Origin of the sequence: Pseudomonas sp. FYR_7 (assembly GCF_043106155.1) — a bacterium.
In the GTDB taxonomy this organism is placed as follows: Bacteria; Pseudomonadota; Gammaproteobacteria; order Pseudomonadales; family Pseudomonadaceae; genus Aquipseudomonas; species Aquipseudomonas parafulva_B.
This window is the reverse complement of the sequence record NZ_JBICMI010000010.1, coordinates 76634-101837: the sequence shown is the minus strand read 5'-3', so window position 1 is coordinate 101837 and position 25204 is coordinate 76634. Positions and strand designations below refer to the sequence as shown.

The 25204-nt window shown below is 62.2% G+C and carries 30 protein-coding genes and 4 tRNA genes; 26 read left to right on the top strand and 8 right to left on the bottom strand.

The window, feature by feature from the left end; translation table 11 throughout:
* The first annotated feature begins 12 nt into the window (after positions 1-12).
* A complete protein-coding gene (thiO, locus tag ACF8R3_RS01335) occupies positions 13-1110 on the top strand; it encodes a glycine oxidase ThiO (protein WP_058638643.1) in 1098 nt (365 codons plus the stop codon).
* Positions 1111-1118: 8 nt separating this feature from the next.
* On the opposite strand, the gene ACF8R3_RS01330 is transcribed toward thiO, so the two are convergent.
* Entirely contained in the window at positions 1119-1349 is a 231-nt protein-coding gene (locus tag ACF8R3_RS01330) for a PP0621 family protein (RefSeq protein WP_023533255.1), read from the bottom strand.
* A 94-nt stretch (positions 1350-1443) separates the two neighbouring features.
* Positions 1444-2463: an outer membrane protein assembly factor BamD gene (locus ACF8R3_RS01325; RefSeq protein WP_058638642.1), complete on the bottom strand. Its 1020-nt coding sequence runs from the start codon at positions 2461-2463 to the stop codon at positions 1444-1446.
* 147 nt (positions 2464-2610) lie between these two features.
* On the opposite strand from ACF8R3_RS01325, the gene rluD reads away from it, so the two are divergent.
* From rluD to ACF8R3_RS01290, 7 genes are all read left to right on the top strand, one after another.
* Positions 2611-3573, top strand: coding sequence for a 23S rRNA pseudouridine(1911/1915/1917) synthase RluD (gene rluD, locus ACF8R3_RS01320; protein WP_023533229.1), 963 nt, complete (start codon positions 2611-2613; stop codon positions 3571-3573).
* Entirely contained in the window at positions 3570-4310 is a 741-nt protein-coding gene (gene pgeF / locus ACF8R3_RS01315; RefSeq protein ID WP_058638641.1) for a peptidoglycan editing factor PgeF, read from the top strand. Before rluD ends, pgeF begins: the two co-directional genes overlap by 4 nt.
* A gap of 173 nt (positions 4311-4483) precedes the next feature.
* A complete protein-coding gene (clpB, locus tag ACF8R3_RS01310; RefSeq protein WP_196126674.1) occupies positions 4484-7048 on the top strand; it encodes an ATP-dependent chaperone ClpB in 2565 nt (854 codons plus the stop codon).
* Between the two features lie 483 nt (positions 7049-7531).
* Positions 7532-7607, top strand: a tRNA-Asn gene (locus ACF8R3_RS01305).
* 4 nt (positions 7608-7611) lie between these two features.
* Positions 7612-7688 (top strand) — tRNA-Pro (locus ACF8R3_RS01300).
* A gap of 6 nt (positions 7689-7694) precedes the next feature.
* Positions 7695-7770 (top strand) — tRNA-Lys (locus ACF8R3_RS01295).
* A gap of 122 nt (positions 7771-7892) precedes the next feature.
* On the top strand, positions 7893-8939 hold the full coding sequence (locus tag ACF8R3_RS01290; RefSeq protein WP_326384256.1) for an FAD-dependent oxidoreductase: 1047 nt from the start codon (positions 7893-7895) through the stop codon (positions 8937-8939).
* A 35-nt stretch (positions 8940-8974) separates the two neighbouring features.
* On the opposite strand, the gene ACF8R3_RS01285 is transcribed toward ACF8R3_RS01290, so the two are convergent.
* Together ACF8R3_RS01285 and ACF8R3_RS01280 are read right to left on the bottom strand one after the other, a co-directional pair.
* Complete coding sequence (locus ACF8R3_RS01285; protein WP_078479144.1) at positions 8975-10270, bottom strand: NAD(P)/FAD-dependent oxidoreductase; 1296 nt, start codon at positions 10268-10270, stop codon at positions 8975-8977.
* Between the two features lie 350 nt (positions 10271-10620).
* Entirely contained in the window at positions 10621-11250 is a 630-nt protein-coding gene (locus tag ACF8R3_RS01280; RefSeq protein WP_023533234.1) for a DUF1780 domain-containing protein, read from the bottom strand.
* Positions 11251-11400: 150 nt separating this feature from the next.
* On the opposite strand from ACF8R3_RS01280, the gene ACF8R3_RS01275 reads away from it, so the two are divergent.
* Complete coding sequence (locus tag ACF8R3_RS01275; RefSeq protein WP_078479143.1) at positions 11401-12084, top strand: energy-coupling factor ABC transporter permease; 684 nt, start codon at positions 11401-11403, stop codon at positions 12082-12084.
* A 49-nt stretch (positions 12085-12133) separates the two neighbouring features.
* Here the strand turns inward: ACF8R3_RS01275 and yacG are convergent, their stop codons facing one another.
* The 4 genes from yacG to ACF8R3_RS01255 are packed head-to-tail and all read right to left on the bottom strand — an operon-like array spanning position 12134 to position 15030.
* Complete coding sequence (gene yacG, locus ACF8R3_RS01270; RefSeq protein ID WP_023533231.1) at positions 12134-12334, bottom strand: DNA gyrase inhibitor YacG; 201 nt, start codon at positions 12332-12334, stop codon at positions 12134-12136.
* Positions 12331-12954, bottom strand: a complete 624-nt coding sequence (gene coaE, locus ACF8R3_RS01265; protein WP_392514688.1) for a dephospho-CoA kinase — start codon at positions 12952-12954, stop codon at positions 12331-12333. Before coaE ends, yacG begins: the two co-directional genes overlap by 4 nt.
* Complete coding sequence (locus ACF8R3_RS01260; RefSeq protein WP_145256845.1) at positions 12951-13820, bottom strand: A24 family peptidase; 870 nt, start codon at positions 13818-13820, stop codon at positions 12951-12953. Before ACF8R3_RS01260 ends, coaE begins: the two co-directional genes overlap by 4 nt.
* Before the next feature lies 1 nt (position 13821).
* The gene (locus ACF8R3_RS01255; protein WP_392514687.1) at positions 13822-15030 is read right to left on the bottom strand and encodes a type II secretion system F family protein; all 1209 of its coding nucleotides are present in this window, start codon (positions 15028-15030) and stop codon (positions 13822-13824) included.
* Between the two features lie 214 nt (positions 15031-15244).
* Between ACF8R3_RS01255 and ACF8R3_RS01250 the strand changes: the two genes are divergently transcribed.
* The 17 genes from ACF8R3_RS01250 (at position 15245) to ACF8R3_RS01170 (ending at position 24883) form a co-directional block, all read left to right on the top strand.
* On the top strand, positions 15245-15655 hold the full coding sequence (locus ACF8R3_RS01250) for a pilin (protein ID WP_058638634.1): 411 nt from the start codon (positions 15245-15247) through the stop codon (positions 15653-15655).
* A 70-nt stretch (positions 15656-15725) separates the two neighbouring features.
* Positions 15726-15801: transfer RNA gene (locus ACF8R3_RS01245), tRNA-Thr, on the top strand.
* A gap of 161 nt (positions 15802-15962) precedes the next feature.
* On the top strand, positions 15963-17276 hold the full coding sequence (locus ACF8R3_RS01240) for a tyrosine-type recombinase/integrase (protein WP_392514686.1): 1314 nt from the start codon (positions 15963-15965) through the stop codon (positions 17274-17276).
* A 181-nt stretch (positions 17277-17457) separates the two neighbouring features.
* Complete coding sequence (locus tag ACF8R3_RS01235; protein WP_392514684.1) at positions 17458-18159, top strand: hypothetical protein; 702 nt, start codon at positions 17458-17460, stop codon at positions 18157-18159.
* A gap of 173 nt (positions 18160-18332) precedes the next feature.
* Positions 18333-18590, top strand: a complete 258-nt coding sequence (locus ACF8R3_RS01230; RefSeq protein ID WP_392514682.1) for a helix-turn-helix transcriptional regulator — start codon at positions 18333-18335, stop codon at positions 18588-18590.
* Positions 18591-18944 (top strand): hypothetical protein, encoded by a 354-nt coding sequence (locus ACF8R3_RS01225; protein ID WP_392514680.1) that lies wholly within the window; start codon positions 18591-18593, stop codon positions 18942-18944. It abuts the gene before it with no gap.
* Positions 18941-19456 (top strand): Rha family transcriptional regulator, encoded by a 516-nt coding sequence (locus tag ACF8R3_RS01220; RefSeq protein ID WP_392514678.1) that lies wholly within the window; start codon positions 18941-18943, stop codon positions 19454-19456. The genes ACF8R3_RS01225 and ACF8R3_RS01220 overlap by 4 nt, the downstream gene beginning before the upstream one ends.
* On the top strand, positions 19453-20004 hold the full coding sequence (locus ACF8R3_RS01215) for a hypothetical protein (protein WP_392514677.1): 552 nt from the start codon (positions 19453-19455) through the stop codon (positions 20002-20004). Before ACF8R3_RS01220 ends, ACF8R3_RS01215 begins: the two co-directional genes overlap by 4 nt.
* Entirely contained in the window at positions 20004-20153 is a 150-nt protein-coding gene (locus ACF8R3_RS01210; protein WP_178102750.1) for a hypothetical protein, read from the top strand. Before ACF8R3_RS01215 ends, ACF8R3_RS01210 begins: the two co-directional genes overlap by 1 nt.
* Positions 20150-20482, top strand: coding sequence for a hypothetical protein (locus ACF8R3_RS01205; RefSeq protein ID WP_392514675.1), 333 nt, complete (start codon positions 20150-20152; stop codon positions 20480-20482). Before ACF8R3_RS01210 ends, ACF8R3_RS01205 begins: the two co-directional genes overlap by 4 nt.
* Positions 20479-20778 (top strand): hypothetical protein, encoded by a 300-nt coding sequence (locus ACF8R3_RS01200; protein ID WP_058603144.1) that lies wholly within the window; start codon positions 20479-20481, stop codon positions 20776-20778. The genes ACF8R3_RS01205 and ACF8R3_RS01200 overlap by 4 nt, the downstream gene beginning before the upstream one ends.
* Positions 20775-20990: a hypothetical protein gene (locus ACF8R3_RS01195; RefSeq protein WP_058603143.1), complete on the top strand. Its 216-nt coding sequence runs from the start codon at positions 20775-20777 to the stop codon at positions 20988-20990. The genes ACF8R3_RS01200 and ACF8R3_RS01195 overlap by 4 nt, the downstream gene beginning before the upstream one ends.
* Positions 20987-21703 (top strand): hypothetical protein, encoded by a 717-nt coding sequence (locus ACF8R3_RS01190; RefSeq protein ID WP_392514673.1) that lies wholly within the window; start codon positions 20987-20989, stop codon positions 21701-21703. The genes ACF8R3_RS01195 and ACF8R3_RS01190 overlap by 4 nt, the downstream gene beginning before the upstream one ends.
* A 2-nt stretch (positions 21704-21705) precedes the next feature.
* The gene (locus ACF8R3_RS01185; RefSeq protein WP_392514671.1) at positions 21706-21990 is read left to right on the top strand and encodes a hypothetical protein; all 285 of its coding nucleotides are present in this window, start codon (positions 21706-21708) and stop codon (positions 21988-21990) included.
* A complete protein-coding gene (locus tag ACF8R3_RS01180) occupies positions 21983-22210 on the top strand; it encodes a hypothetical protein (protein WP_060709044.1) in 228 nt (75 codons plus the stop codon). Before ACF8R3_RS01185 ends, ACF8R3_RS01180 begins: the two co-directional genes overlap by 8 nt.
* Complete coding sequence (locus tag ACF8R3_RS01175; protein WP_392514670.1) at positions 22207-23097, top strand: toprim domain-containing protein; 891 nt, start codon at positions 22207-22209, stop codon at positions 23095-23097. The genes ACF8R3_RS01180 and ACF8R3_RS01175 overlap by 4 nt, the downstream gene beginning before the upstream one ends.
* Positions 23084-24883 (top strand): DUF927 domain-containing protein, encoded by a 1800-nt coding sequence (locus ACF8R3_RS01170; protein WP_181074044.1) that lies wholly within the window; start codon positions 23084-23086, stop codon positions 24881-24883. The genes ACF8R3_RS01175 and ACF8R3_RS01170 overlap by 14 nt, the downstream gene beginning before the upstream one ends.
* Positions 24884-25204: the final 321 nt, after the last annotated feature.

The following is a 25204-nucleotide window of genomic DNA, read 5'->3' as shown; positions in this document are numbered from 1 at the left end:
TTGAATCGACAGATGAGCAAGCAAGTAGTGGTGGTCGGTGGCGGGGTCATTGGCCTGCTGACGGCATTCAACCTGGCGGCGAGCGTTGACCAGGTGGTGATATGCGACCAGGGCGAGGTAGGCCGCGAGTCATCCTGGGCCGGGGGCGGTATCGTCTCACCCCTGTATCCGTGGCGCTACAGCCCGGCAGTGACCGCCCTGGCGCATTGGTCGCAAGACTTCTATCCACAGCTGGGCGAGCGCCTGTTCGCCAGCACGGGCCTGGACCCTGAAGTGCATACCACCGGGCTTTACTGGCTCGACCTGGATGATCAAGCCCAGGCCTTGGCTTGGGCGAGCCGTGAGCAGCGCCCGCTGAGCGCCGTGGACATTTCGGCGGTGTACGACGCAGTCCCTGTGCTGGGGCCAGGCTTTGAGCGGGCCCTCTACATGGAAGGCGTGGCCAATGTGCGCAACCCACGCCTGGTCAAATCGCTGAAGGCAGCGTTGCTGGCATTACCCAATGTGAGTGTGCGTGAGCACTGCCAGATCACGGGTTTTGTGCAGCAGGACGGTCGTATCGTTGGGGTGAGCACCGCTGAAGGCGAGCTGGCCGCCGACGAAGTCGTACTCAGTGCCGGCGCCTGGAGCGGCGAACTGCTACGCCACCTGGGCCTTGAGCTTCCGGTCGAGCCGGTGAAAGGGCAGATGATCCTGTTCAAATGCGCTGAAGATTTTCTGCCAAGCATGGTGCTTGCCAAAGGCCGTTATGCCATTCCGCGCCGGGATGGGCACATTCTGGTAGGCAGCACGCTGGAGCATGCCGGCTACGACAAGACCCCCACCGATCAGGCGCTGGCAAGCCTCAAGGCATCGGCGGTGGATCTGCTGCCCGGCCTGGATGGCGCGCCCGTGGTGGCCCACTGGGCCGGGCTACGGCCAGGTTCGCCTGAAGGCGTTCCGTTTATCGGGCCGGTGCCAGGTTTTGATGGGTTATGGCTGAACTGCGGCCATTATCGAAACGGGCTGGTGCTGGCGCCAGCCTCGTGCCAACTGCTGGCTGATTTGCTCAATGGCGCCGAGCCCATCATCGACCCGGCACCCTACGCCCCCCATGGGCGTCTTGGCTAACCGCCCGATCAGCCCTGGCGGCCAGGCCCCTGCTGCAAGTGCGCCTGGCTGCAATACCAGGTGTTGCCCTGCGCCAGTGCTTGGTCGGTGGGCAGGTGCACGCCGCAATGCGCGCAGCGAACCATTTTCAGAGGCGCGTCGAGTTTGGCCTCTTGACGCGGTTGCTGGCTGAGTTTGAATTTGCGCCACAGCCAGAACGCGGCGGCGATCAGGACGATCCAGAAAAGTAGGCGAACCATGGTGTTCAGCTTGTCGAATGAAAGAGGATGACAGTCTAGGGCGCAGGCAATAAAAAAGGGAGGTCCAGGACCTCCCTTTCATGCAACGCCCGAATCAGTCGAACAGACCAAAGGTCATGTAGCTGAACCAGGAGCGGTTGCTATTGGCTTCCTTGGGCCCTGGTGGCTCGATCGGGTCGCCGTTTTCGTCCTTGGGCAGCAGCTCCTTGGGCATTTCGTCACGCGCATCCTGGAACTGCTTGATCACGTCCTGGTTGGCGCGGGTCTGGCCCGGTGGCAGCGGGGTGTCGGTTTCGATCAGGCCCAGCGTAGCCTTGGACAGCCAGCCGCGACCGTCAGACTCGGTCTGCTTGGGCTGGAACTCGCCATCGGCCAGGCTCGGGTGGTCCGGGTAGTTGAGCTTCAGGGTCTCGAGGCTAGTGGCAGCCAGGTCGTCCAGGTGCATCTTCTGGTACGCCTCGACCATCACCGCCAGGCCGTCGCCAACCGAAGGCGTTTCCTGGAAGTTCTCCACCACGTAGCGGCCACGGTTGGCGGCAGCCACGTATGCCTGACGGCTGAGGTAGTAGTCGGCCACGTGGATTTCATAGGAGGCCAGCAGGTTGCGCAGGTAAATCATGCGCTGCTTGGCGTCCGGGGCGTAACGGCTGTTGGGGAAACGGCTGGTGAGCTGCGCGAACTCGTTGTACGAGTCGCGTGCCGCGCCCGGGTCGCGTTTGGTCATGTCCAGCGGCAGGAAGCGCGCCAGCAGGCCACGGTCCTGGTCGAAGGAGGTCAGGCCTTTGAGGTAGTAGGCGTAGTCGACGTTCGGGTGCTGCGGGTGCAGGCGGATGAAGCGCTCGGCAGCCGACTTGGCAGCCTCCGGCTCCGAGTTCTTGTAGTTGGCGTAGATCAGCTCCAGCTGCGCCTGGTCGGCATAGCGGCCGAACGGGTATCGCGACTCCAGGGCCTTGAGCTTGTTCACGGCGCTGGTGTAGCTGGAATTGTCCAGGTCAGCTTGGGCCTGCTGATACAGCTCGGCCTCGCTGAGGTTCTCGTCGATGACTTCCTTATTAGAGGAACAGGCCGCGGTGAGCCCGAGGATGGCGATCAGCAGCAGGTGTTTCACTTGCATGGCGGCTTGCGTCCCTTTGACGGCCGCTGTCTTGGGCGGGGCCGTCCTGTTATGATGAGCGCCCCGGCCAACCCCGGGACAAAAGAAGCCGTATTTAACCACAAGCTCGCAGCTGAAACCAAAGGCTGTGCGCCCACTGAATCGAGCATGTCCGAGATCATTCAACTTAGCGCAGAGGTCCCGTCCGAACTGGGCGGTCAACGCCTCGACCAGGTCGCCGCCCAATTGTTCGACGAGTATTCGCGCTCGCGGCTGACGGCCTGGATCAAAGATGGCCGTCTGACGGTCGACGGTGCTGTACTGCGCCCGCGTGACACCGTGCATGGCGGTGCCGTGCTGGCCCTGGAAGCCGAGCAGGAAGCCCAGGGCGAATGGGAGGCCGAGGACATTGCGCTGGACATCGTCTATGAAGACGACCAGATCCTGGTCATCAACAAGCCTGCGGGCCTGGTGGTGCACCCGGCTGCCGGCCATGCCAGCGGTACCTTGCTCAACGCCTTGCTGCATCACGTGCCCGACATCATCAACGTGCCACGTGCCGGCATCGTCCACCGCCTGGACAAGGACACCACCGGCCTGATGGTCGTGGCCAAGACCTTGCAGGCGCAAACCCACCTGGTGGACCAGTTGCAAAAGCGCTCGGTCAGCCGTATCTACGAATGCATCGTGGTGGGCGTGGTCACTGCCGGTGGCAAGATCGACGCCCCCATCGGTCGCCACGGCGGCATGCGCCAGCGCATGGCTGTCACAGACGGTGGCAAGCCAGCGGTCAGCCACTACCGTGTGCTCAAGCGTTTCCGGTCGCACACTCACGTGCGGGTCAAGCTCGAAACCGGCCGTACCCACCAGATTCGCGTGCACATGGCCCACGTCGGCTTCCCCCTGGTCGGTGACCAGACCTACGGCGGGCGCTTCCGCATCCCGCCTGCGGCAAGCCCGACCATGGTCGAGGCGGTCAAGACCTTCCCGCGTCAGGCCCTGCACGCACGCTTCCTGGCACTGGTGCACCCGGCGACGGGCGAGCGCATGGAATGGGAATCGCCACTGCCCGATGATTTCGTCTGGCTGCTGTCGCTGCTCAACCAGGATCGCGAGAGTTTCATCGGATGAGTGGCCTGACGCAGTCGCTGCTGACACCGGACTGGCCTGCGCCAGCCTCGGTTCGCGCCTGCGTCACCACCCGCCAGGGCGGCGTCAGCCTGCCGCCTTTCGATACCTTCAACCTGGGTGACCATGTGGGGGACGACCCTGCGGCCGTTGCCCAGAACCGTCTGCGCCTGAGCGGCGAGTTCGACATCCAGCCCGCCTGGCTCAAGCAGGTGCACGGCTTGGCCGTCGTCGATGCCGACCCCTCCCGCGTGGTCGAAGCCGATGCCAGCTGGACCGACCGGCCAGGCATCGCCTGCACGGTGATGACCGCCGATTGCCTGCCTGTACTTTTCTGTGACCAGGCCGGTACGCAGGTGGCGGCAGCCCATGCGGGCTGGCGCGGGCTTGCCGGGGGCGTGTTGGAAGCCACCCTGGATCGCTTGGACGTACCACCGGCTCAGGTGCTGGTATGGCTGGGCCCGGCGATTGGGCCCCAGGCATTCGAAGTGGGCCTGGAAGTGCGTGATGCCTTCACTGCGGTGCACCCGGAGGCCGCGCGGGCATTCGTCGACGGTGAGCGACCCGGCAAGCTGATGGCCGATATCTACGCCCTGGCCCGTATTCGCCTGGCAGCCCGTGGGGTCACGGCTGTTTACGGTGGCGGCTTATGCACGGTGAGCGACGAGCGGTTCTTCTCCTATCGGCGTACCCCGCAAGGTGGGCGTTTCGCTTCCTTGGTGTGGCTGGCGCCGCGCTAGCAATGGGCCGCACCTGCCTTTACACCGGTGCAAATCCAACAGCTTGACCTCCGTCAACCCCGCTACGCTTGAATCTTCCAGAATCAGCCTTATCTATAAGACATCTCAGGCAGGTTTCTTCATAAACAGGCGCTGTCCATCGCTCCGACCTGCCCTTTACAGGAAGGTACATCATGCGAATAGACCGTTTGACCAGCAAGCTCCAGCTTGCAATATCCGATGCGCAATCCTTGGCCGTTGGCATGGATCACCCCGCCATCGAGCCTGTCCACTTGCTCCAGGCCTTGCTTGAACAGCAGGGTGGCTCTATCAAGCCACTGCTGATGCAGGTCGGCTTCGACATCAATAGCCTGCGTCAGTCGATGGTCAAGGAACTTGATCAACTGCCGAAAATCCAGAACCCCACGGGCGACGTGAACATGTCGCAGGATCTGGCACGCCTGCTCAACCAGGCAGACCGCCTGGCCCAGCAAAAGGGTGACCAGTTCATTTCCAGCGAGCTGGTCGTGTTGGCGGCCATGGATGAGAACAGTAAGCTGGGCAAGTTGCTGCTCAGCCAGGGCGTGAGCAAGAAAGCCTTGGAGAACGCCATCAACAACCTGCGCGGTGGTGCGGCCGTGAACGATGCCAACGCAGAGGAATCGCGTCAGGCACTGGACAAGTACACCGTCGACCTGACCAAGCGTGCCGAAGAAGGCAAGCTTGACCCTGTGATCGGCCGTGACGACGAAATCCGCCGCACCGTCCAGGTGTTGCAACGCCGTACCAAGAACAACCCCGTGCTGATCGGTGAGCCTGGCGTGGGCAAGACCGCCATTGCCGAAGGCCTCGCCCAGCGCATCATCAACGGTGAAGTGCCAGATGGCCTGAAAGGCAAGCGTTTGCTCGCCCTGGACATGGGGGCCCTGATTGCCGGCGCCAAGTACCGGGGTGAATTCGAAGAGCGCCTCAAAGGCCTGCTCAACGAACTGTCGAAGCAGGAAGGGCAGGTGATCCTGTTCATCGACGAACTGCACACCATGGTCGGCGCCGGTAAAGGCGAGGGTGCCATGGATGCGGGCAACATGCTCAAGCCGGCCCTGGCCCGTGGTGAACTGCATTGCGTAGGCGCCACCACCTTGAACGAGTACCGCCAGTTCATCGAGAAGGATGCGGCCCTGGAGCGTCGCTTCCAGAAGGTGCTGGTGGAGGAGCCTAGCGAAGAGGACACCATCGCTATTCTGCGTGGCCTGAAAGAACGCTATGAAGTGCACCACAAGGTGGCCATCACCGACGGCGCCATCATCGCGGCGGCCAAGCTCAGCCACCGCTACATCACCGATCGTCAGTTGCCTGACAAGGCCATCGACCTGATCGACGAGGCAGCCAGCCGTATTCGGATGGAAATCGACTCCAAGCCTGAGGTCCTCGACCGTCTCGACCGCCGTCTGATCCAGCTCAAGGTCGAGTCCCAGGCGCTCAAGAAAGAAGAGGATGAGGCTGCCAAGAAGCGCTTGGAGAAGCTGACCGAGGAAATCGAGCGCCTTGAGCGTGAATATTCCGACCTCGAAGAGATCTGGGCGTCGGAAAAAGCTGAAGTGCAGGGTTCGGCCCAGATTCAGCAAAAGATCGAGCAAGCGCGTCAGGAACTTGAGGCCGCCCGCCGCAAAGGCGACCTGAGCCGCATGGCTGAGCTGCAGTACGGGGTAATCCCGGACCTGGAGCGCAGCCTGCAGATGGTCGACCAGCACGGCAAGACCGATAACCAATTGCTGCGCAACAAGGTGACCGAGGAAGAAATCGCCGAAGTGGTTTCCAAGTGGACGGGCATCCCTGTGTCCAAGATGCTGGAAGGCGAGCGCGAGAAGCTGCTGAAAATGGAAGCGCTGCTGCACCAGCGTGTGATTGGCCAGAGCGAGGCCGTTACCGCCGTGGCCAACGCGGTGCGCCGGTCCCGGGCAGGCTTGTCCGATCCTAACCGGCCCAGCGGCTCGTTCATGTTCCTCGGCCCGACCGGCGTGGGCAAGACCGAACTGTGCAAGGCGCTGGCCGAATTCCTGTTCGATACCGAGGAGGCCATGGTGCGTATCGATATGTCCGAGTTCATGGAGAAACACTCCGTGGCGCGGCTGATCGGTGCACCACCAGGCTATGTGGGGTACGAGGAGGGCGGTTACCTGACCGAGGCCGTGCGCCGCAAGCCGTACTCGGTGGTGCTGCTCGACGAGGTAGAGAAGGCTCACCCCGACGTGTTCAACGTGCTGTTGCAGGTACTGGAAGACGGACGCTTGACCGATAGCCACGGTCGCACTGTGGACTTCCGCAATACGGTCATCGTGATGACGTCCAACCTCGGCTCGGCACAGATCCAGGAGTTGGTGGGCGATCGCGAGGCGCAGCGTGCTGCCGTGATGGATGCGGTGGGCGCGCACTTCCGTCCCGAATTCATCAACCGGATCGACGAAGTGGTGGTGTTCGAACCGCTGGGCCGCGAGCAGATCGCCGGCATTACCGAGATCCAGCTGGGACGGCTGCGCAGCCGCTTGATGGAGCGCGAGCTTTCGCTGAGCTTGAGCCCGCAAGCCCTGGACAAGCTGATCGCCGTGGGTTACGACCCGGTGTATGGAGCGCGGCCGCTCAAGCGCGCGATTCAGCGCTGGATCGAAAACCCGCTGGCGCAGTTGATCCTGTCGGGCAAGTTCGTGCCAGGTACGGCGATCACTGCCACGGTGGAAGGCGACGAGATCGTCTTTGCGTGACGTTAAGTTGTTGGGGCCGTCTCGCGGCCCATCGCGGCTGGTCCGGCGCCTCGGCAATGTCGCTCCAAATCCTGATGTATCAGGCATCATGCGGTCAGGGTAGGAGCGGCCTCGTGCCGCGATGGGCCGCAAAGCGGCCCCGACAACCCTTATGCTGTCATCGACGAGCCCAGCCAACCCCCGTAAATCCGGGCCTTTGCGCTAATCCAAGATAACTTGCTGAAATTTTTGAAATTTATGCTTGCATGATCAATCGAGTGGCCCTAATATACGCCGCGTTGTCAGGCACTAAGCGAATCACCAGCAACACCGGTGACCGCAAAACAACTTAGAAATCAGTAAGTTGAATGAAAAAAAGTGGTTGACAAGCAAAACGAAGAATGTAGAATAGCCGGCCTCAGCAGCGATAACGCGAAAGCGGATAGCTAAAGAGACCGAAGTTAACACAAGCTTCGAAGATGTAAGGTTGTACCGAAGTTCAGTTCCGCGATAGCTCAGTCGGTAGAGCAAATGACTGTTAATCATTGGGTCCCTGGTTCGAGTCCAGGTCGCGGAGCCAATCTCGGGGTGTAGCGCAGTCCGGTAGCGCGCCTGCTTTGGGAGCAGGATGTCAGGAGTTCGAATCCCCTCACCCCGACCATTTTCCGGGTCGTTAGCTCAGTTGGTAGAGCAGTTGGCTTTTAACCAATTGGTCGTAGGTTCGAATCCTACACGACCCACCATGTAAGAAGGGCATCTCGAATGAGATGCCCTTTTTCTTTTGCCTCGGTTTTTCTAAGCCCTGTATTTTCCCGCAAATCCGCTATTCTGGCCTGTGTCTTTCGCAGTCTGGGGACCTATTGGCATGGGAGCCAACACATCAAGTGTCGTGGTCGTGGGTGGAGGCATCATGGGTGCTTCCATTGCGTGGCACCTTGCAAGGCTCGGTGCTCGGGTCACTGTTCTGGAGCAAGGGTCTCGAGCCGCCAGTGGCGTTACCCGTTGGTCATATGGTTGGGTAGGCACTGCCAGCGCCAGTGCATCGGACAACCCGGCTGCATTTTCCTCCACATTGCAGGCCATCGCCGACTTCAACCGGCTGGCGCTTGACCTCGGGCCTTTGCCGGTTGCCGCCCGTGGCGCCATGGTGTGGTTGGACAACGATGCGCAAACGGCCGCCCTCATCGACCAGCAACGCTCTGCCGGCGTAAACCTTCAACCACTGGACGCCCAGCAGATAAGCGCCCTTGAGCCGTGCATGATCACGCCACCCGCACTGGCCGCTTGGGCGCCGGACGATTTTGCCGTGGAACCTGTTGCCTTGGCGAAAATGCTGTTGAGCGGCGCCGAGCAAGCCGGGGCAGAGGTTCTATACGGCCGGCGGGTCGATGGCATAGAGACGCACAACGGACGCGTGACGGCCGCCAGGTGCGCAACGCAAACCTACGCCGCCGATACCGTGGTGCTGGCCAATGCCGGTGCCGCAATCGGCCTTGCAGCAGATGTCGGTCTGCCCTTGCCCTTGCTTACCCGGCCAGCTGTACTGATGCGCTTCGCGGCGCCAGCCGGTGTAGTGCGGCACCTGGTCTACGGTAATGGCTTGGAGTTACGCCCGGCATTGGAAGGGGGCGTGGCCTGCGCCGAAGAAGCGCCTGCCGAGGGTGAGGCAGGGTTGCCAGCCTTGGTCGAGCGCACCACAAAAGCCATCCGGCAGATGTTCATCGGCGCCACGGCGCTTTCGCTGCGCGCGGTCAGTATCGGGCACCGACCGATGAGCCCGGAAGGCAAGCCTGTGATGGGTTACCTTCCTGGCGTCGAGGGGGTGTACGCCTTGGTGGCACATCCTGGAATCGTGCTTGCGCCGCACCTCGGCCGTCTGGCAGCCGAGGAAATCGTTCGAACGCGACGCTAGCCGGGCGCCGCGAGTGCACCCAGCCAGCAGCCAGGTCAGTGCAACTTCAGCCGTGGTTCTGTGCCGCGACCAATCTTGCTGCCCAGCATCATCAGGGCCGTGCGGAAGAAACCGTACAACGCCATCTGGTGCATACGATACAGCGACACGTAGAACATCCTTGCGAGCCAGCCTTCGAGCTTCACACTGCCCATCAAGTTACCCATCAGGTTACCCACGGCCGAGAAGCGCGAGAGCGACACCAGCGAGCCATAATCCTTGTACTGGTAGGTCGGCAGCAGCTTGTTCTCAAGGCGCGCCTTGATGCTCTGCGCCAGCATCGACGCCTGCTGGTGGGCCGCCTGCGCCCGGGGCGGTACGTTGCGATCGCTGTTTGGCTGCGGGCAGGCGGCGCAGTCACCGAAGGCAAAAATAGCGTCATCACGGGTGGTTTGCAGGGTGGGCCGTACGACGAGTTGGTTGATGCGGTTGGTCTCCAGGCCATCGATTTCCTTCAGGAAACCCGGCGCCCGGATGCCCGCTGCCCAGACCTTCAGGCTGGCCTGGATCACTTCGCCGTCTTTGGTCTTGAGACCTTCGGCCGTCACTTCGCTGACGGCCGCGTTGGTCATTACCTTCACCCCCAGCTTCTCAAGGGTCTGATGCACGGGCACGCTGATGCGCTCCGGCAGTGCCGGCAGCACGCGCGGGCCTGCCTCGATCAAGGTGATGTGCATGTCTTTCGGTTGGATGCGGTCCAGGCCGTAGGCCGCCAGTTCATGGGCCGCGTGATGCAGCTCGGCAGCCAGCTCCACGCCCGTGGCACCGGCACCGACGATGGCTACGCTGATCTTTTCACTGGCCACATCGCCTGCATGGGCGCGCAGGTAATGGTTGAGCAGTTGCTGGTGGAAGCGCTCTGCCTGCTTGCGCGTGTCCAGGAACAGGCAATGCTGCGCCGCACCCAAGGTGCCGAAGTCGTTGGTGTTCGAGCCCACGGCAATGACCAGGGTGTCGTAGGCAAGGGTGCGCGCGGGCAGCAGCTCGCGGCCGTCTTCATCCAGCGTCGCAGCCAACTGGATCCGCTTGCTCTCACGCTCCAGGCCGCTCATGCGCCCCAGTTGGAAGTTGAAGTGGTTCCACTTGGCTTGCGCCACGTAGTTCAGTTCGTCTTCGGAGGAGTTCAAGGAGCCGGCGGCCACCTCGTGCAGCAGCGGTTTCCAGATATGGGTGAGGTTGGTGTCCACCAGGGTGATGTCAGCCTGCTTGCGCTTGCCCAGGGTCTTGCCCAGGCGGGTAGCCAATTCCAAGCCGCCGGCGCCGCCGCCGACAATCACGATGCGATGAGTCATGGGAATATCTCATAAGGTTTACGGAATTCTTGGCCCAACGGGCCGGCCGCACGGGGTATGAGGGGAGGGCGAGCGCAAGGCAGCTCATAGCTCCGGTCCACTCAACGGGCGCCAGACCCAAGACAGCGGGGGTGGCGAGATGCTCGACCCCAGTGTATGCAGGGCTTGCAGGTCATCATCGACACTGGCTGACACACAGGGTTCAGGCAGTAGGTCATGCTGGGCCTATACGGATAGACGTTCGTGCAGGGGCAAACGCTACAGTGGTCGCTCACGCGGCTGTAACAAATGATAATGCTTTCTATCCGCGCCGCCGAGTGTACGTCATCGCAAACGATCACTGCACAGGATCAAAGGCTGATCCCCACATCGAAGACGATGCTGCGCCCCAGGTTGCCGCGTAGAAAATCCGGCGCATCCGGGTGAGCGAACAATACCCGGGCAAAGGTTGGCCCGACCAGCGACAGCGAGCGCCAGCCCTGGCGCAAATACTCGGTGGGCGGCGGGAAGTGGGTGTTGAGGTCCAGCACCTCGCGCTTGAGGCTGGCGAAGGCAATGATGTCCAACTCGTTCAGGTCCAGCCCGCGCTCACGGTAGTTGTGCGCTTTCTTGCGCAGGGTAGGTGCCAGCCTGCCCAGCAACTCGGTGGCACTGATGCGGCGAGGGCGCGCTTCGCGTCGCACCAGTTGCGCCAGTGAAAAGGCGCTGCGCCTGCGTTGCAGCTCTTCTCGCCATTCATCGTTAAGCCGGCGACCCTCGTCCAGCACGAAGAACACCTCGAAGGCCGCATCGCGGAACAATACGTCAGGCGGCTCCTGGCCGGCGGGCGTGAAGTCGTCGTTGCGATACGCGATGTTCAGGCCTTGCAGCAGGCGCTGGCAGACCCAACGCTCACGCTCCCATTTGCGGGCATTGGACAGGAACGCGTTGGCTTGTTCGGCCTGGATGGTAAGCAGGCGCAGGTAATCGGAGTCATCCATGAAGCAAGCTTAGCTGTAATTTGATGACGATCCGGTGTTGATCGCGCCTTGAATCAATGAATTGCATGCTTGTGGTGTAGGGACACGCTGATACTTGGGCAATACGTGTAGACTCGCCTTTGTCCATGCATTGATTGAGGTTATTCCTACATGATCAGCGCGCAGGTGCTGTCGGGAACAACGCTGACCGTTGGCTGGCTCGGCTACGTGCCGCTGCTCGCCTGGGCCACCAGTCAGGCCCGCTGGGTCGAGCTGGTCACCGACCGGCGGCGCCAGCACTTGCTGTTCGGCACCGTGGTCGGGTTGTTCGCGCTGTGGTTGGTTCGGCGTGATTTCGACACGGGGGTGTCCTACCACTTCATCGGCATGACCGCCGTCACCCTGCTGCTGGACTGGCCGCTGGCAGTTCTGGGTGGCTTCATGGCGCAAGTGGGCCTGCTGCTGCTCGGGCGTCAGGAGTTGACTGCATTAGGGGTCAACGGCCTGCTGTTGGTCGGCCTGCCGGTCTTGGTCACCGAAGTCTGTGCCATCGCGGTGGAACGCGCGCAGCCGCGAAACCTTTTCGTGTACATCTTTTGCTCAGGGTTTTTCCCGGCGGCACTGACGGTGGTCGTCTGCCTTAGTGCCGCGCTGGGATTGCTCTGGCTCGATGGGTTGTTCGCCATGCCGGAGTGGCTGAGTGATTTCGTGGGCTACCTGTGGCTGATGATGTTTCCCGAAGCGTTTATCAACGGAACCGTCATCAGCGCACTGGTGGTCTTCTGCCCCGAATGGCTGGAGACGTTCAACCGTACTCGATACCTGCAGGCTCCCTGGAAGGAAGGCGGTGGCTGACAGCCATGCCTCGCTGAACAGCATCTAGCTGGTGTATCTCCCAAAGTGATCAGTGACGAGGCTCCAGATCCCCTGAATACAGTTCGTCTTCCGAGTCCTCGGCTCCGGGAATCTTGTGCTCCTCGGACGCCCAGGCGCCCAGGTCGATCAGTTTGCAGCGGTCGGAGCAGAACGGCCGAAAGGTGTTCTTCTCGTTCCATTCCACAGGTGCGCCACAGGTCGGGCAATCGACGGTCAATGGCTGGCTCATGGCTGGCCTCCTCGTAAAGTCAGATAAAAGTGGTGCAGTCGGTCGATCTGCGCATGCAAGTGACCTAGGTCGCCGTCATTGACCACCACGTCATCGGCATGGCGCAGGCGTTCTTCACGCGGCAGCTGGGCCTGAAGAATGGCCTGCACCTGCTCGGCGCTGGTGTGGTCGCGGGCGAGGGTGCGTGCTACCTGCAGGGTCTGCGGGGCGTCGATGACCAGTACGCGCTGGGTTTTCTTATACTGCCCCGACTCGATCAGCAGGGGCGAGACATACACCGCATAGGGCGATTGCCCTTTGGCCAGGTAACTGAAAATCTCCTGGCCGATCAGCGGGTGCAACAATTGCTCCAGCCATTTGCGCTGCGCCGGGTTGGTGAAGATCAACTGGCGCAGCGCGGCACGGTCAAGCTGCCCATCCGCCTGCAGCACGGCAGGGCCGAAGTGCTCGACGATGCTCGCCAAGGCTGGGCGGCCGGGCTCGACCACCCACCGCGCTGCCTGATCGGCATCGACCAGGTGCACGCCAAGCTCGACGAAGCGCTCGGCTGCGGCGCTCTTGCCGCTGCCGATGCCGCCGGTAAGGCCGAGAATCCAGGGTGTTGTGGCCGCTGTGGTCATTGGAATCCAAGCAGTTGCATGTAGGAGGGGGGTATTTCATCACCCCAGAGCACGGCAATCCACCCCGCAATAGCCAGATAAGGCCCAAAGGGCATTGCCGCCCCCATGGCATGCCGGCGCAGCCCGATCAGGCACAACCCTATGAATGTGCCCGCCACCGAGGACAGCAAGAGGGTCAGGGGCAGCACCTGCCAGCCACCCCAGGCACCGATGAGCGCCATCAATTTGAAGTCACCGTACCCAAGGCCTTCCTTGCCGGTCAGCAACTTGAATGCCCAGTAGACGGTCCAGAGGCTTAGATAACCCAGCACGGCGCCCCACAGCGCATCGCCAAGTGGCGCGAACACATTGCCAGCATTGACGATCAGCCCCAGCCACACTGCCGGCAACACCAGTACGTCGGGCAACAGCTGTTGATCCGCATCGATCAGGCTCAGCGTCAGCAGGCACCAGGTCAGCAGCAGCGCAAAAAGCGCTTGCTCCGACGGGCCGAAGCGCCAGGCAATGGCCATCGACAACAGGGTACTGGCCACCTCGACCAAGGGATAACGCACGCTGATCCGTCCCTTGCACCCCCGGCAACGGCCATTGAGTGCCAGGTAACTGAGCACAGGGATGTTCTCCCACGCGCGGATGACGTGCTTGCACAGAGGGCAATGGGAGCCGGGTAACCATAAATCGAACCGCGCAGACGAGGTTGGGGGGAGCTCCAGTATCTCTTGCGCAGTGCGTCGCCATTGCCGCTTGAGCATGATCGGCAAACGATGCGCCACGACATTGATGAAGCTGCCTGCCAGCAAACCGAGCAGCGCGGCCCAGGCGATGAAATGCGCAGGCTCCATGCCCTGCAGTGTCCAGACCGTCATATCAGATCAGGCTACCCAGTTGGAAAATCGGCAGGTACATCGCCACCACCAGCCCACCGACCAGCACTCCCAGCACCAGCACGATGGCCGGTTCCAGCAGACTGGCCAGCTGGTCCAGGGCCTGGCTGACCTGGTCCTCATAATGGATCGCAGCCTTGTCCAGCATCTGGTCCAAGGTCCCGCTGGCCTCGCCGATTGCCGTCATTTGCACCAGCAGGGGCGGGAACACGTGCTCCTCAGCCATCGCTTGATTGAGGGCCCGACCGTTCGCCAGTGCTTGACGCAACCGCATCACCGCCTGCTCGTGAAGCTCACTCCCACACCCCCTGGCCACCGTGCCCAGCGCGTCCAGCAACGGCACCCCAGCCGCATAACTGGTCGCCAGGCTGCGGGCGAACCGCGCCAGCGCAGCCTGCCCCAACAACGCTCCGAACACCGGCATGCTTAGCAGTTGCTGCGCGCACCACAGGCGTGCCGGTGTATGCTGGCGATACAGCTGGCGCCCACCGACGCCCAACAGCACCCCCACCAGCGCCACCCAGGGCGCCACCTGCCCGAACCCCGCCGACAGGTCTATCACCCACTGGGTGGGGGCTGGCAATGCCGTACCCATGCCGATGAACATCGATTCGAACTGCGGAATCACTTCCAGCAACAAGATGGTCGAAACCCCCAACCCCGTGAGCAACAGCAGGATGGGATAGGCCATCGCCTTTCGTACCTTCTTCTCAAGCGCGCGCCGCTGCTCCAGCATGCACGCCAACTGTTCGAGCTGCCGATCCAGCGTCCCTGACTGCTCACCCACCCGTACCAGGTTGCAGTACAGCCCATCGAACCAGCGAGGGTGGCGTTGCAAGGCATCCGCCAATCCCAACCCCGCGCCCAGATCTTTTTTCAGCGCCAGCAGCACCGCCGCCTGCCCCTCGGGGCAGCCGCTACGGCTCATCACTTCGAACGCCTGCAACAACGGCACACCCGCTCGCAGTAAGGTCGCCAACTGCCGACTGAAACCCGCCGTGTCCGGCCTGGCCTGCCAACGCGGCCAGGTCAGTGCCAGCCCTCCCGCTGGCCGCACCCGCGCCCCCGTGATGCCCTGGCGAATCAGCGCAGCCTGTACATAGGCCGGGCTGCGCCCCGTGGTCTGGCCGCTGACGGGGGCGCCGCTGGCGTCCGTGCCCTGCCAGGTATAGAGATGCGTAGATGACGTCATGCACATGTCCTTTTTCGTCCCTGTGACAAGCCTGGAAACAGCTTGCCCCGTCCTTGGAAAGGCGCGCCTTTCCGATGGTCACTAGAGTAGTGCAGCGAGGGCAAAGCCCAAGCGGGTAGGGGTGACAAAAGGTGTCTGTTCAGGCCTACTGCGCCGCTGCCGGTCGAGGCAAGCCTGACCTCACTGAGTCTGCGTATCGAAAAGGAAATTGTTCATGAAAGGGCAACGCGGCATCACCCTGATCGAACTGATGATCGTCGTCGCGATCATCGGCATTCTGGCGACCATCGCCTTACCGATGTACACCAACCACCAAGCCCGCTCCAAGGCCGCCGCCGGCCTGCTGGAGATCAGCGCCCTGAAAACCGCGATGGACCTGCGCTTGAACGAAGGCCGCGACGTCACCGACGTCGCCAGCCTCGGCGGCCAGCCCAGCACCGCCCATTGCGCAATCACCGCCACCGGCAAGGCCAGCGACGCCAGTGGCCGCATCGTCTGCACCCTGGTCGACGCCCCCGCGACCGTGCTGGGCAAGGCCCTGACCCTGACCCGCTCAGCCACCGGTTGGGCCTGCACCACCGACATCGAAACCGACCTCGCCCCCAACGGCTGCGCCGCGCCGTAAGGGTGACGCAATAAACGAATGGAAACAGAGGTTTGCGTAACGGGTGCAGCAGTGGTACGTTGCGCTACACGCCGGTGTAGCTCAGTCGGTAGAGCAGCGCACTCGTAACGCGAAGGTCGCAGGTTCGATTCCTGTCTCCGGCACCATCCATCTGTTTCGTTACGTCTCTTCTTGCATACGGAACCCCCTGAAAAGCCCGCCAAGTGCGGGCTTTCTTGTTTCTAACTGTCTCGCTCTGTCTCTAGGTATATACCGGATTTAGGTATACGCTAGGGTATACGCCGGTTCGACGAGAAAACGTATACCTATGGCACGCACCGTTACGCCCCTCTCAGACCCAAAATGCGAGGCCGCCAAGCCGCGGGACAAGGACTACACCTTGTTCGACGGCCAGGGCCTGTTCCTGCTGGTCAAGAAGAACGGCAGCAAGATCTGGCGCATGAAGTTCAAGCGGCCGGATGGCAGGGAGGGGCTGGCCACCTTCGGCAACTACCCGGCACTGACGCTCAAGGCTGCCCGTGAGCGCCGAGCCGAAGCGCTGGGGTTGCTAGCGCATGGTAAAGACCCGATCGAGAGCGCCAGGCAGGGGAAGGTCGAAGCGGCGAATGCGAGGGCCAACACCTTCGGCGTGCTGGCCAAGGACTGGCATGAGGCCTGTTCCAAGAAATGGTCTCCAGGTCATGCCGCGACGGTGTGGCGGCGGATCGAAACTTATCTGCTCCCGGCCTTGGGCCAGCGTCCGGTGGCCGGCCTGAAGACCCGCGACCTGCTGGCGCCGCTCAAGGCGGTGGAGAAGCGCGAAGTTCTGGATACCGCTGGCCGGCTACGGCAGTACATGACCGGCATCATGCGCATGGCTGTCCAGCACGGACACATCGACACCAATCCAGCGGTGGACCTCCAGGGCGCAACCGCCACACGCAAAACTGTTCACCGGCCTGCGCTGGCGCTGGATCGGCTCCCCGAGCTGCTGCAAAGAATCGACAGCGACACCGGTCGCCCGCTGACCCGGTTGGCCACCCAGCTCACCTTGTTGGTCTTCATCCGTTCCAGTGAGCTGCGGTTTGCTCGCTGGCCAGAGATCGACGCCGGTCGCTCCATGTGGGAAATCCCTGGCGAGCGCCAGCAGATCGAGGGCGTGAAGAACTCGCACCGCGGCTCCAAGATGAGCACGCCCCATCTGGTGCCGCTGAGCCGCCAAGCCCTGGCCGCGCTTGAGCAGGTGCGCCAGCTGACCGGGCGCTTCGACCTGGTGTTCGCTGGTGACAGCAACCACTGGAAGCCAATGAGTGAGAACACGGTGAACAAGGCGCTTCGGCGCATGGGTTACGACACCAAGTCTGAGGTGTGCGGGCACGGGTTCAGGGCCATGGCCTGTTCCGCCTTGGTCGAGTCGGGATTGTGGAGCAAGGACGCGGTAGAGCGTCAAATGAGCCACCAAGAGCGCAACAGCGTGCGAGCGGCCTACATCCACAAGGCCGAGTACATCGAGGAACGCCGGCTGATGGTTCAGTGGTGGGCGGACTACCTCGATGCGAACCGCGAGAAGCACGTCACCCCATACGACTATGCACATCGTGCTGAGCAGAATGCCAATGTGGTGCCGATCAAGAGGGCCTGACGCAGGCCTTCCATCGCCCACGTAGACAGATATAGACTCAATGCCGTTACTGTTCGGATAGCCAGTATCTGAGGAGCCAACTGTTTTCGGCTGGCCTAGCTCGACGGAGCGAAAAGCGGGCTTCCCATCCGCTTGGCCAACCGGTCTATTCAAGATTGGGAGCGCCTGGGAGGGCGTGAGAATGGAATACGATGATGACTTGCCCGATCTGAGTCATTGGAAGCAGGTGATGGAGTTCACGGTGGAGCAAGCGGCCCTTTTGATGGCGTCCATTGATCCGTTCGATACCCCCTCTCTCGAAGAAGCTAAACATCGCCGTCTGCCCCGATGGAAAAGAGCACACGGCAATGCCCTTGGCATTCTGTCGGCCATCCGTCAGGGTTTGATTAGTCCCGTAGCATGTAAGGCCGTTTTCATTGACTACGACTTTAACGGTAATGCCGAGAAGACAATCAGAACCATCAAACCTACTGATAGGGATGCAGATATCTGCTTATCAGAGACCATCATCACCCGCGCATCGCTGGTGGGATGGATCACCACTGAACGCGTGCAGATCTCCAGACCTACTAGGTCAATCGCACCCGTAATGCCAGCGCCCCACCCGCAACCACCCGAATTCACCGATCCTCCACCTCAGCCGCTCTCGCTTCCTTACTACGGCCACACCTCTGAGGGCCTAGAGTTCGTGGACGATGCGATCAAGCAGATGTGGTCAACCTATGATGATGATGATCCGAACACTGCGCCAACACGGGAGGCTGTTATTAAATACCTTCGAGAAAGGGGGGCTGGCGCCAACATGGCTGAAGCTGTGAATCTCATTCTTCGTCCAGCGAATCTAAGGAATGGTGGGCGCAAGAATAAGAAGGCACCCACCTGAAAACGCCAGTAAATCCGCCACCTGTAGCTGTGGTGCCCACCTGAAAGGATGGTGATGTGGGCACCTATCATGACAGTCTATATGCCCACCTGATGCCCACCTTGAAAGGTTGCTGGTCACCCGATCCTTTCTGCAAATCTGAACCCCGTCGCCATCAACAACGGGATACAGACATGAGCAACATTCGCCCAATCGAGGCAGGCACCGCCCCTCAGTTCGACCCTGCTAACACCATCATCCGCTTCCCCGAGGTCGAGGCCATCACCGGCCTGGCCCGAGCTACCGTTTACAAGCGCCTCAAGGATGATCCGACCTTCCCCCGCCCTGTATCGCTGAGCAACAGCAAGTCGCGCGGATCGCCTGTGGGATTCGTTCTCGCTGAGATTCAGGCTTGGGTGCGCCAGCGCATCGCATTGCGCGAGGTGGCGTAAATGAAAAAGGCCACGATCCCCGAAGAGAAACGCAGCCAGTCGCAAGGCGATATTACCACCAGCAAGCCGCCGAGCAAGATCGCCCGGGTGCTGGCGTACATGCTCCATGATGGCAGCCTGCAACGCTTCGAGGCCGAGCGCCTGGGTGACCACTGCTTGCACTCCACCATCAGCAGCCTGGCCAACGGCTACGGCCTGAAGTTCCAGCGCCAGCTTGAGCGCGTGCCGAACCACTGGGGCGAGCCTTGCACTGTCACCCGGTACACCCTTCCCGCCAGCGAGCGCCGCCGCGCCAGCGCCGTGCTGGACATGCTGTGCTCGCCCCTGAAGCAACGCCAGCGGGTGGCCGCATGAAAAAGACGACCATTCCATCGGCAGAGCCTGTCCACGAGAAGCCCCCCATCACCCTGACCCAGTACAACGGTGAGCCACGCGTGGATAGCCGCCAGCTGGCTGAACAGTTGGAGAACAAGCACAAGAACTCCATGGCGCTGATCGACCGCTATCTGGCCAAGTTCGAAGAGTTCGGGGTTGTTCCGTTTCAAACGGAGAAACCCTTGGCTGGGACTGCTGGAGGTAGGCCGGAACGCTTCGCCCTACTGAATGAGGATCAAGCATTCTTCCTGCTGGCGCTGTCGCGCAACAGTGACCGCGTGGTGGGTCTGAAAGCCGACCTCATCATGGCATTTCGCGAGGCTCGGTACGGGTATGCCCGCCAGGCTCTGGAAGCTCGCCAACAGCAGGTCAGCGAATGCGGCCGTCGCTTGGCCCACTGGCGCTACGACAAGCCAGGCGCGTATCAGCATGTGGCTCATTTGCGTGAGCAACTGAAGCTCCCGCTCGACCTGGAGGACGACCACCAATGACGCCCGCCATCCACCCAGCGCTGCCGTTGTCCAATCTGAAACTGGGGGTTGCATCCACTCCCGCCCGCATGTATCGTCCGGGCGTCACGGTAAATCCCGTGGCCGACCTTGGCCGGTCGTTCAACTTGGCGCGCAGGCGCCCCATTCCCTTGCAGGCGCTTTTTTTGCGTCTGCACATTCGTGTTATGGCGGCTGTGCGTGGGACACCTTCGGGTGTGCCGGGTGCCAAGTTCCCGGTCGGCCAACCCGCGTACAGCTGCCTCCCTAACTCGCTTGGCCGCGAGCGGCGGCAGCTCCACATCAAACTTGGAGCTGTACCCATGCACGCCCTCAATCCGTCCGAAATATCCCGCGAGCATCAGCGCGCCTACTGCTCAAAGCTGCTGAAGACGCTTACGCGCTACTCCACCCCCTCTGAGCTTTCCCGTATCACTGCCACCCTTGAAGGTGAGGTGGCGAAGACCTTGGCAACTCGCTTCGTCCCTGGCCTCAATGATGCAGCCTATGAGGTCTACCGCAGCTTCTGGCTGAAGGGTGGTGCCCAGTGATGAAGAACTTCAGCCTTCGCGCATACGCCCACCGCCGCCTGGCCCTGGCCGCACTTCGCGCTGACTCCAGCCTTGCCACGCGCCTCAAGCGCTACAACGCCGCCATGGCGAAAGCCCGCGCCCTGGAAGCGCAAGGCGGTGCCCAGTGACTTGCGTTCAACAGGCCGTCGAAGCTGTACGGGGCTTCATTCAATCTCAGGTTGTGGTCACCATGCCGGGCCAAGAGATGTTCCGCATTCCTCCGGTGATCGGCTGTGGCATTGCTACGGATATCGCGGCCATCGTGGGCGCTGATTTCCCGTCCGCATCAATCAGCATCCAAGGGCGCTGCCGCGGTTCCTTGGCGGGCCTGGATCATGCCTTGCGCGTATCAGAAGAAGTCTCCGCCGCGCTGGAGAAATGCCAGCGCCAGCCGCGCCCAGGCGCTGCGCTGGTTGAGCATTTCAAAGCCGCAGCCCAAGTCGGGGGTGCCCAATGAATAACTTCCCGGCAGTAGCGGCTCTTGATGGTGAGGTTCTGTCTGAGGCGGTGCTGGATGCTCGCGAGATGTGCTACATGAATTTCGCCCGCGAAGAGCACAAGAAGCTGGAGAAGATCCTGCTCACGCTGGTGATTCCGGCGATGGGCGGGTATGACAACGAGCTGGCCTGCGACATTGCCCGTCACCTCGAGCAGATCCAGTCGTTCAGTGGCAATTATTGCTGGCGCCACCGCCACCTTGGTGCCTCGCATGGTGTTGTTGGCCAGCCTGCTGCTAACGGAGGTCTTGTATGACTTCCGTTATCCAGTTGCCGAGCGATATCCAAGACGATCTGCGCGACGTACAAGGCGTGCTGGTACTACTGAGCATGGCTCTGGCGCTGATCGCCGCACCCACCACGCCAGTCATCGTCGCCCGCGTCACCGCAGTGATGGCGCAGCACACCGCCATGGCCTGGGCCGAGCTGTTGGACGGCGTGATTGCTGAGCAAGGGGGTGATCTGTGAAGACCGACACGACCCTGCGCATTACCCGCCGCCAGTATCGCCAGTTCGCAGAGTTGGCCAAGTCGAATGGGGTTGGCTTGACGTTGGACACCTTCACCAACCTGGGCGGCATTTGGGGCGAGTACAGCTGCTGGGCGCAGCCGATCATTCATGACGTGTCGAGTGACAGCCGCATGTGTGATGAACGTATTGCTATCAAGCTGGCCACCAGTGTGAATGCTGGCGCTTTCCGTGGTGCCCACCGCCCTGAGCTGGACTGGTCGGCGCTGGATGACAGCGAAATTTACCCGTTCATCGTCAGTCATGAGATCGGCCACCACGTCGACAATTTCGCGTACTGGGATATCGCCCTGATGCCTGATTTGGCAGCCCGCGATCGGTGCCACAAGGTGATGTACCGCGTGAACGAGATGCTTGCAGATCGCTATGCCTGGGAGCAGGTAAGGCCCGGCGAGCCACTGCCGCTGAGCGAGACAGGCAAGCGCTTGCAGGAGGAAATGGCTACCGACCTGGAGTTGCTCAACCAGCATATGCCTCGCACCCGCAGGGCGCCCAAGGCGCTGCCAAGTGGCCAGTACGCCTATGTGCCTGCCTCGATGCTGAAAACCGAGGAACTGGCCGCATTCGTCGGGCCGCACGTCTCCCCGGCGCTGATTGAACACACCCGAAACCGCCGCCGCGTCCATCGCCGCGACTCCAGACTGAGGGGTTAAAAATGACCAGTTTTCAACAGCGCCTCGCTGCGCTGACGGGATCGGCTTGCCCGAAGAAAGCCACCGAGCTGTTTTACGTGAGTCATCCGAAGGCCGAACGTGCGCTGCTGGGGCCGTTCTTGAGCCAGGCCGATGCCGAGTGCGGGCGCGTAGTTTCGCGTAGTGCTGAGGCGGTGGTGACGGCCTGCCTCGTCGAGTCGCTGGACGAACTGACCTACTGGCACGCTGTGAACAACGGCCAGGTCTGCCGGGCCTTCGCTGGCGCCGAGGGGGTGAGCCATGAGTAAGGTTACGCCGATTCGCCGCAAGGGTGCCGGTGGTCCGCCGACTGCTGACGCCTACATCGACACCGCCAGCTATGCCCTGCTGGTGGAAACCCTGGTGGGCTTCTTGGAACTGCGCATTGCCGAGGGTGACGCTGGTCGTCACTGCCCTGAGTTGGAGCGCCTGACCAATCAACTGGAGCAGCTGGCCAAGCGCTTCACGCCACCGCGGGGGGCCGCATGACCGACGCGACGATCCTTTTCCGTGACGTGCTCCAGTCGGCCTACGGGCCGCTCGACTGGCTGCCCCTGGACGATGGCGATATCCACCGCTTCCACGTTCCCGGCGACAAGCCTGGCACGCTCAATGGCTGGTACTGCCTGTTTGCTGATGGCATTGCCTCGGGCGCGTTCGGGAGCTGGAAGACGGGCAGCACCAACACCTGGTGTAGCCGTGAACCGGTGGACGCCCGCGAAGCCGAGCATGTGCGCCAGCGCATCGAGCAGGCCCGGCGACAGCGGGAGGCCGAACGGCAGCGGCGCCAGCTCAGAGCGGCCGGCCTGGCGCAGCGCTGGTGGCGTGATGCCCGTCGTGCTGATCCGGCCCACCCCTACCTGGTCGCCAGGGACATTCGAGCCCATGGTTTGCGCCAGCGTGGTGACGACCTGCTGGTCCCCCTGTATGCCGGTGGTGTGCTGGTGAACTTGCAACGGATCGGCCCGGACGGCGACAAGCGCTTCCTGTATGGCGGGCGGATCAAAGGCGCCTATTCGCCACTGGGGCGCATCACGCCGGGCAAGCCACTGTGTATCTGTGAGGGATGGGCCACGGGTGCCACGCTTCACGAAAGCGGCTACACGGTCGCTTGTGCGATGAACGCCGGGAACCTGAAACCGGTGGCGCTGGCGCTACGGGCCGACCACCCCGACACCGAAATCATCATCGCCGGCGACGACGACCGCCAGACCGAGGCCGAAGGCAAGGGCAATCCGGGGCGCACCGCCGCCCATGATGCCGCAGCCGCATGCGGTGGCCTGGTGACCTTCCCCGAGTGGCCTGCCGACGCGCCGCTGACCCTTACCGACTTCAACGACCTCGCCGCCTGGAGGTGCCGCCATGCGCCCGCCTGATACCAATGTCATCAACCTGCGCCCCGAAGCGCCCAGGGTCGAGCCTGATCGCCCGTGCTGGGGTGTGTACGAGCACTGGGTAACCAATGAAAAGGGCCGCAGGCTCAAGCCCGGCGTGTACTGGCACGGCTTCAAGCGCAGCGCCGGCGATGATGACAGCGACGACGACAAGGCCGACCGCCCGATCACTGACGAGTGGATCGCCACGCCGGTGACCGTCGCTGCCCGCACCACCAACAGCGACGATGGTAGCGAAGGCCGGTTTCTGCGCCTGCTCACCTACAGCGGTCCCAAGGAGTGGATCATTCCCATGGAGGTGTTCGGTGGGAGCGGCGAGGACGCCAGGCGGACGCTGTTCGGCATGGGCGTCATCATCGCCTTGAAGAAGCGCGGCCAGTTCATGGAGTACCTGCTGGACCAGCGCCCTGCAGAAGTGTTTGCCACCACCTGCCGCCCCGGCTGGCATGAGTCGGGCGCCTTTGTGCTGCCTGGGCGCACCATTGGCAGCGACAAGGTGCGCTACCAGGCCAGCGCCAAGGGACAGAACCTGTTCAGCGTGCGCGGTAGCCTGGAGGGCTGGAAGGTCGAGGTTGCGGCCAAGTGCGAGGGTAACCCGGTACTGACCTTGGCCATCGGCTGCGCCCTCGCTGGCCCGCTGCTGAGCCTGGTGGGCGTGCTGGGTGGCGGTGTTCACCTGGTGGGCGACAGCTCCAGCGGCAAGTCGCTGGCGCAACTGATCGGCTCGTCCGTATGGGGCGACCCAGGCATCTTCGCTGCGTCCTGGGACATGACCAAGGGCGGCCTGGAGATCGAGGCGTCCAGCCGTAACGACACCATGCTGCCCCTGGACGAGATCAAGCGGGCCGACCCCAAGCGCGTACAGGAAATGGCCTATTCGCTCGCCAACGGCCAGGGCAAGGGCACCATGACCCGTGATCGGGAGGCCCGCGGAAAACTGAGCTGGCGCCTGCTGGCGCTTTCCAGCGGTGAGCGCTCTCTGTCCGAGCACGCGGCCATCAGCGGCAATGCCGCCCATGCTGGCGCCGAGCTGCGTATGGTCGACGTGAATGCCGGTACCCGCACACACCGCGCCTTCGATGAATTGCATGGCCTGGAGGGCGCCGACTTCCACCGCCAGCTCACGGTGGCTGTAGGAGCGAACCACGGACACATCGGGCCGGCCTTCGTGGAGAAGCTGCTGGCCAGCGATGACCGCCCCGGCCTGCTCGAGGACTTCGCCGGCATCCGCGCCCAGTTCGTCGAAGACAACGCCCAGGCCGGGCGGGTGGCGGATCGCTTCGCGGTGATCGCGCTGGCGGGGGAGATGGCCATTGCCTATGGCCTGCTGCCCTGGACACCGGGTACCGCTCTGGCCGACTGCCAGTTGCTGTATGGCGAGTGGCTGAGCCGGGTGGGTGGTGGCAATGCCGAGGACCGCCAGATCCTGGCCGGCATCCTCGACTTCATCGACAAGCACGGCAGCAGCCGTTTTTCGGACGTAGAAGACCAGACGCCGGACACCAAGGTGTTCAACCGCGCCGGGTACTGGGAGGTGGTCGGCGTCAAGCGACTGTACCTGTTCAACAAGTCCGCACTGACCGAGGCCGCCCATGGTCACGGGCTGGCGCGGGTTGTGAAAGCGCTGGAAGGCGCTGGTGCTCTCGCCAAGCACGATACCGACCGGGACAGCCGCAGGACCAAGAAGTACCGCCTGCCTGCTGGTGGGTCTGCCCGGCTGTATGTGATCGACCCCGACGCCATGGATAGCGAAGGCGGTGGCCTATGACCGTCATCACCACCCAACGCCATTGCCCGAATTCACAGGAACCTAAAAACGTGGGGAACAGGGGGAACGGGGGAACAGCCAGCAAATACGCGGCCTGTAGCCGTTCCCCCTTATTGAAGTGTTGGGGAACAGGGGGAACACAAACATGTTTTTGAACATAAGCGCCATTTCTGACCCTTTTGTTTGGTTATCACTGTTCCCCCGTTTTTCGGGTGGGGAACACGTACCCCCGCTGGAGGCCCCGGAAACACTGGGTGTTCCCCGCGTTCCCCCGTTCCCCCGATTTTTTTTCACAGACACATTTGGGCGTTACGGGAATCC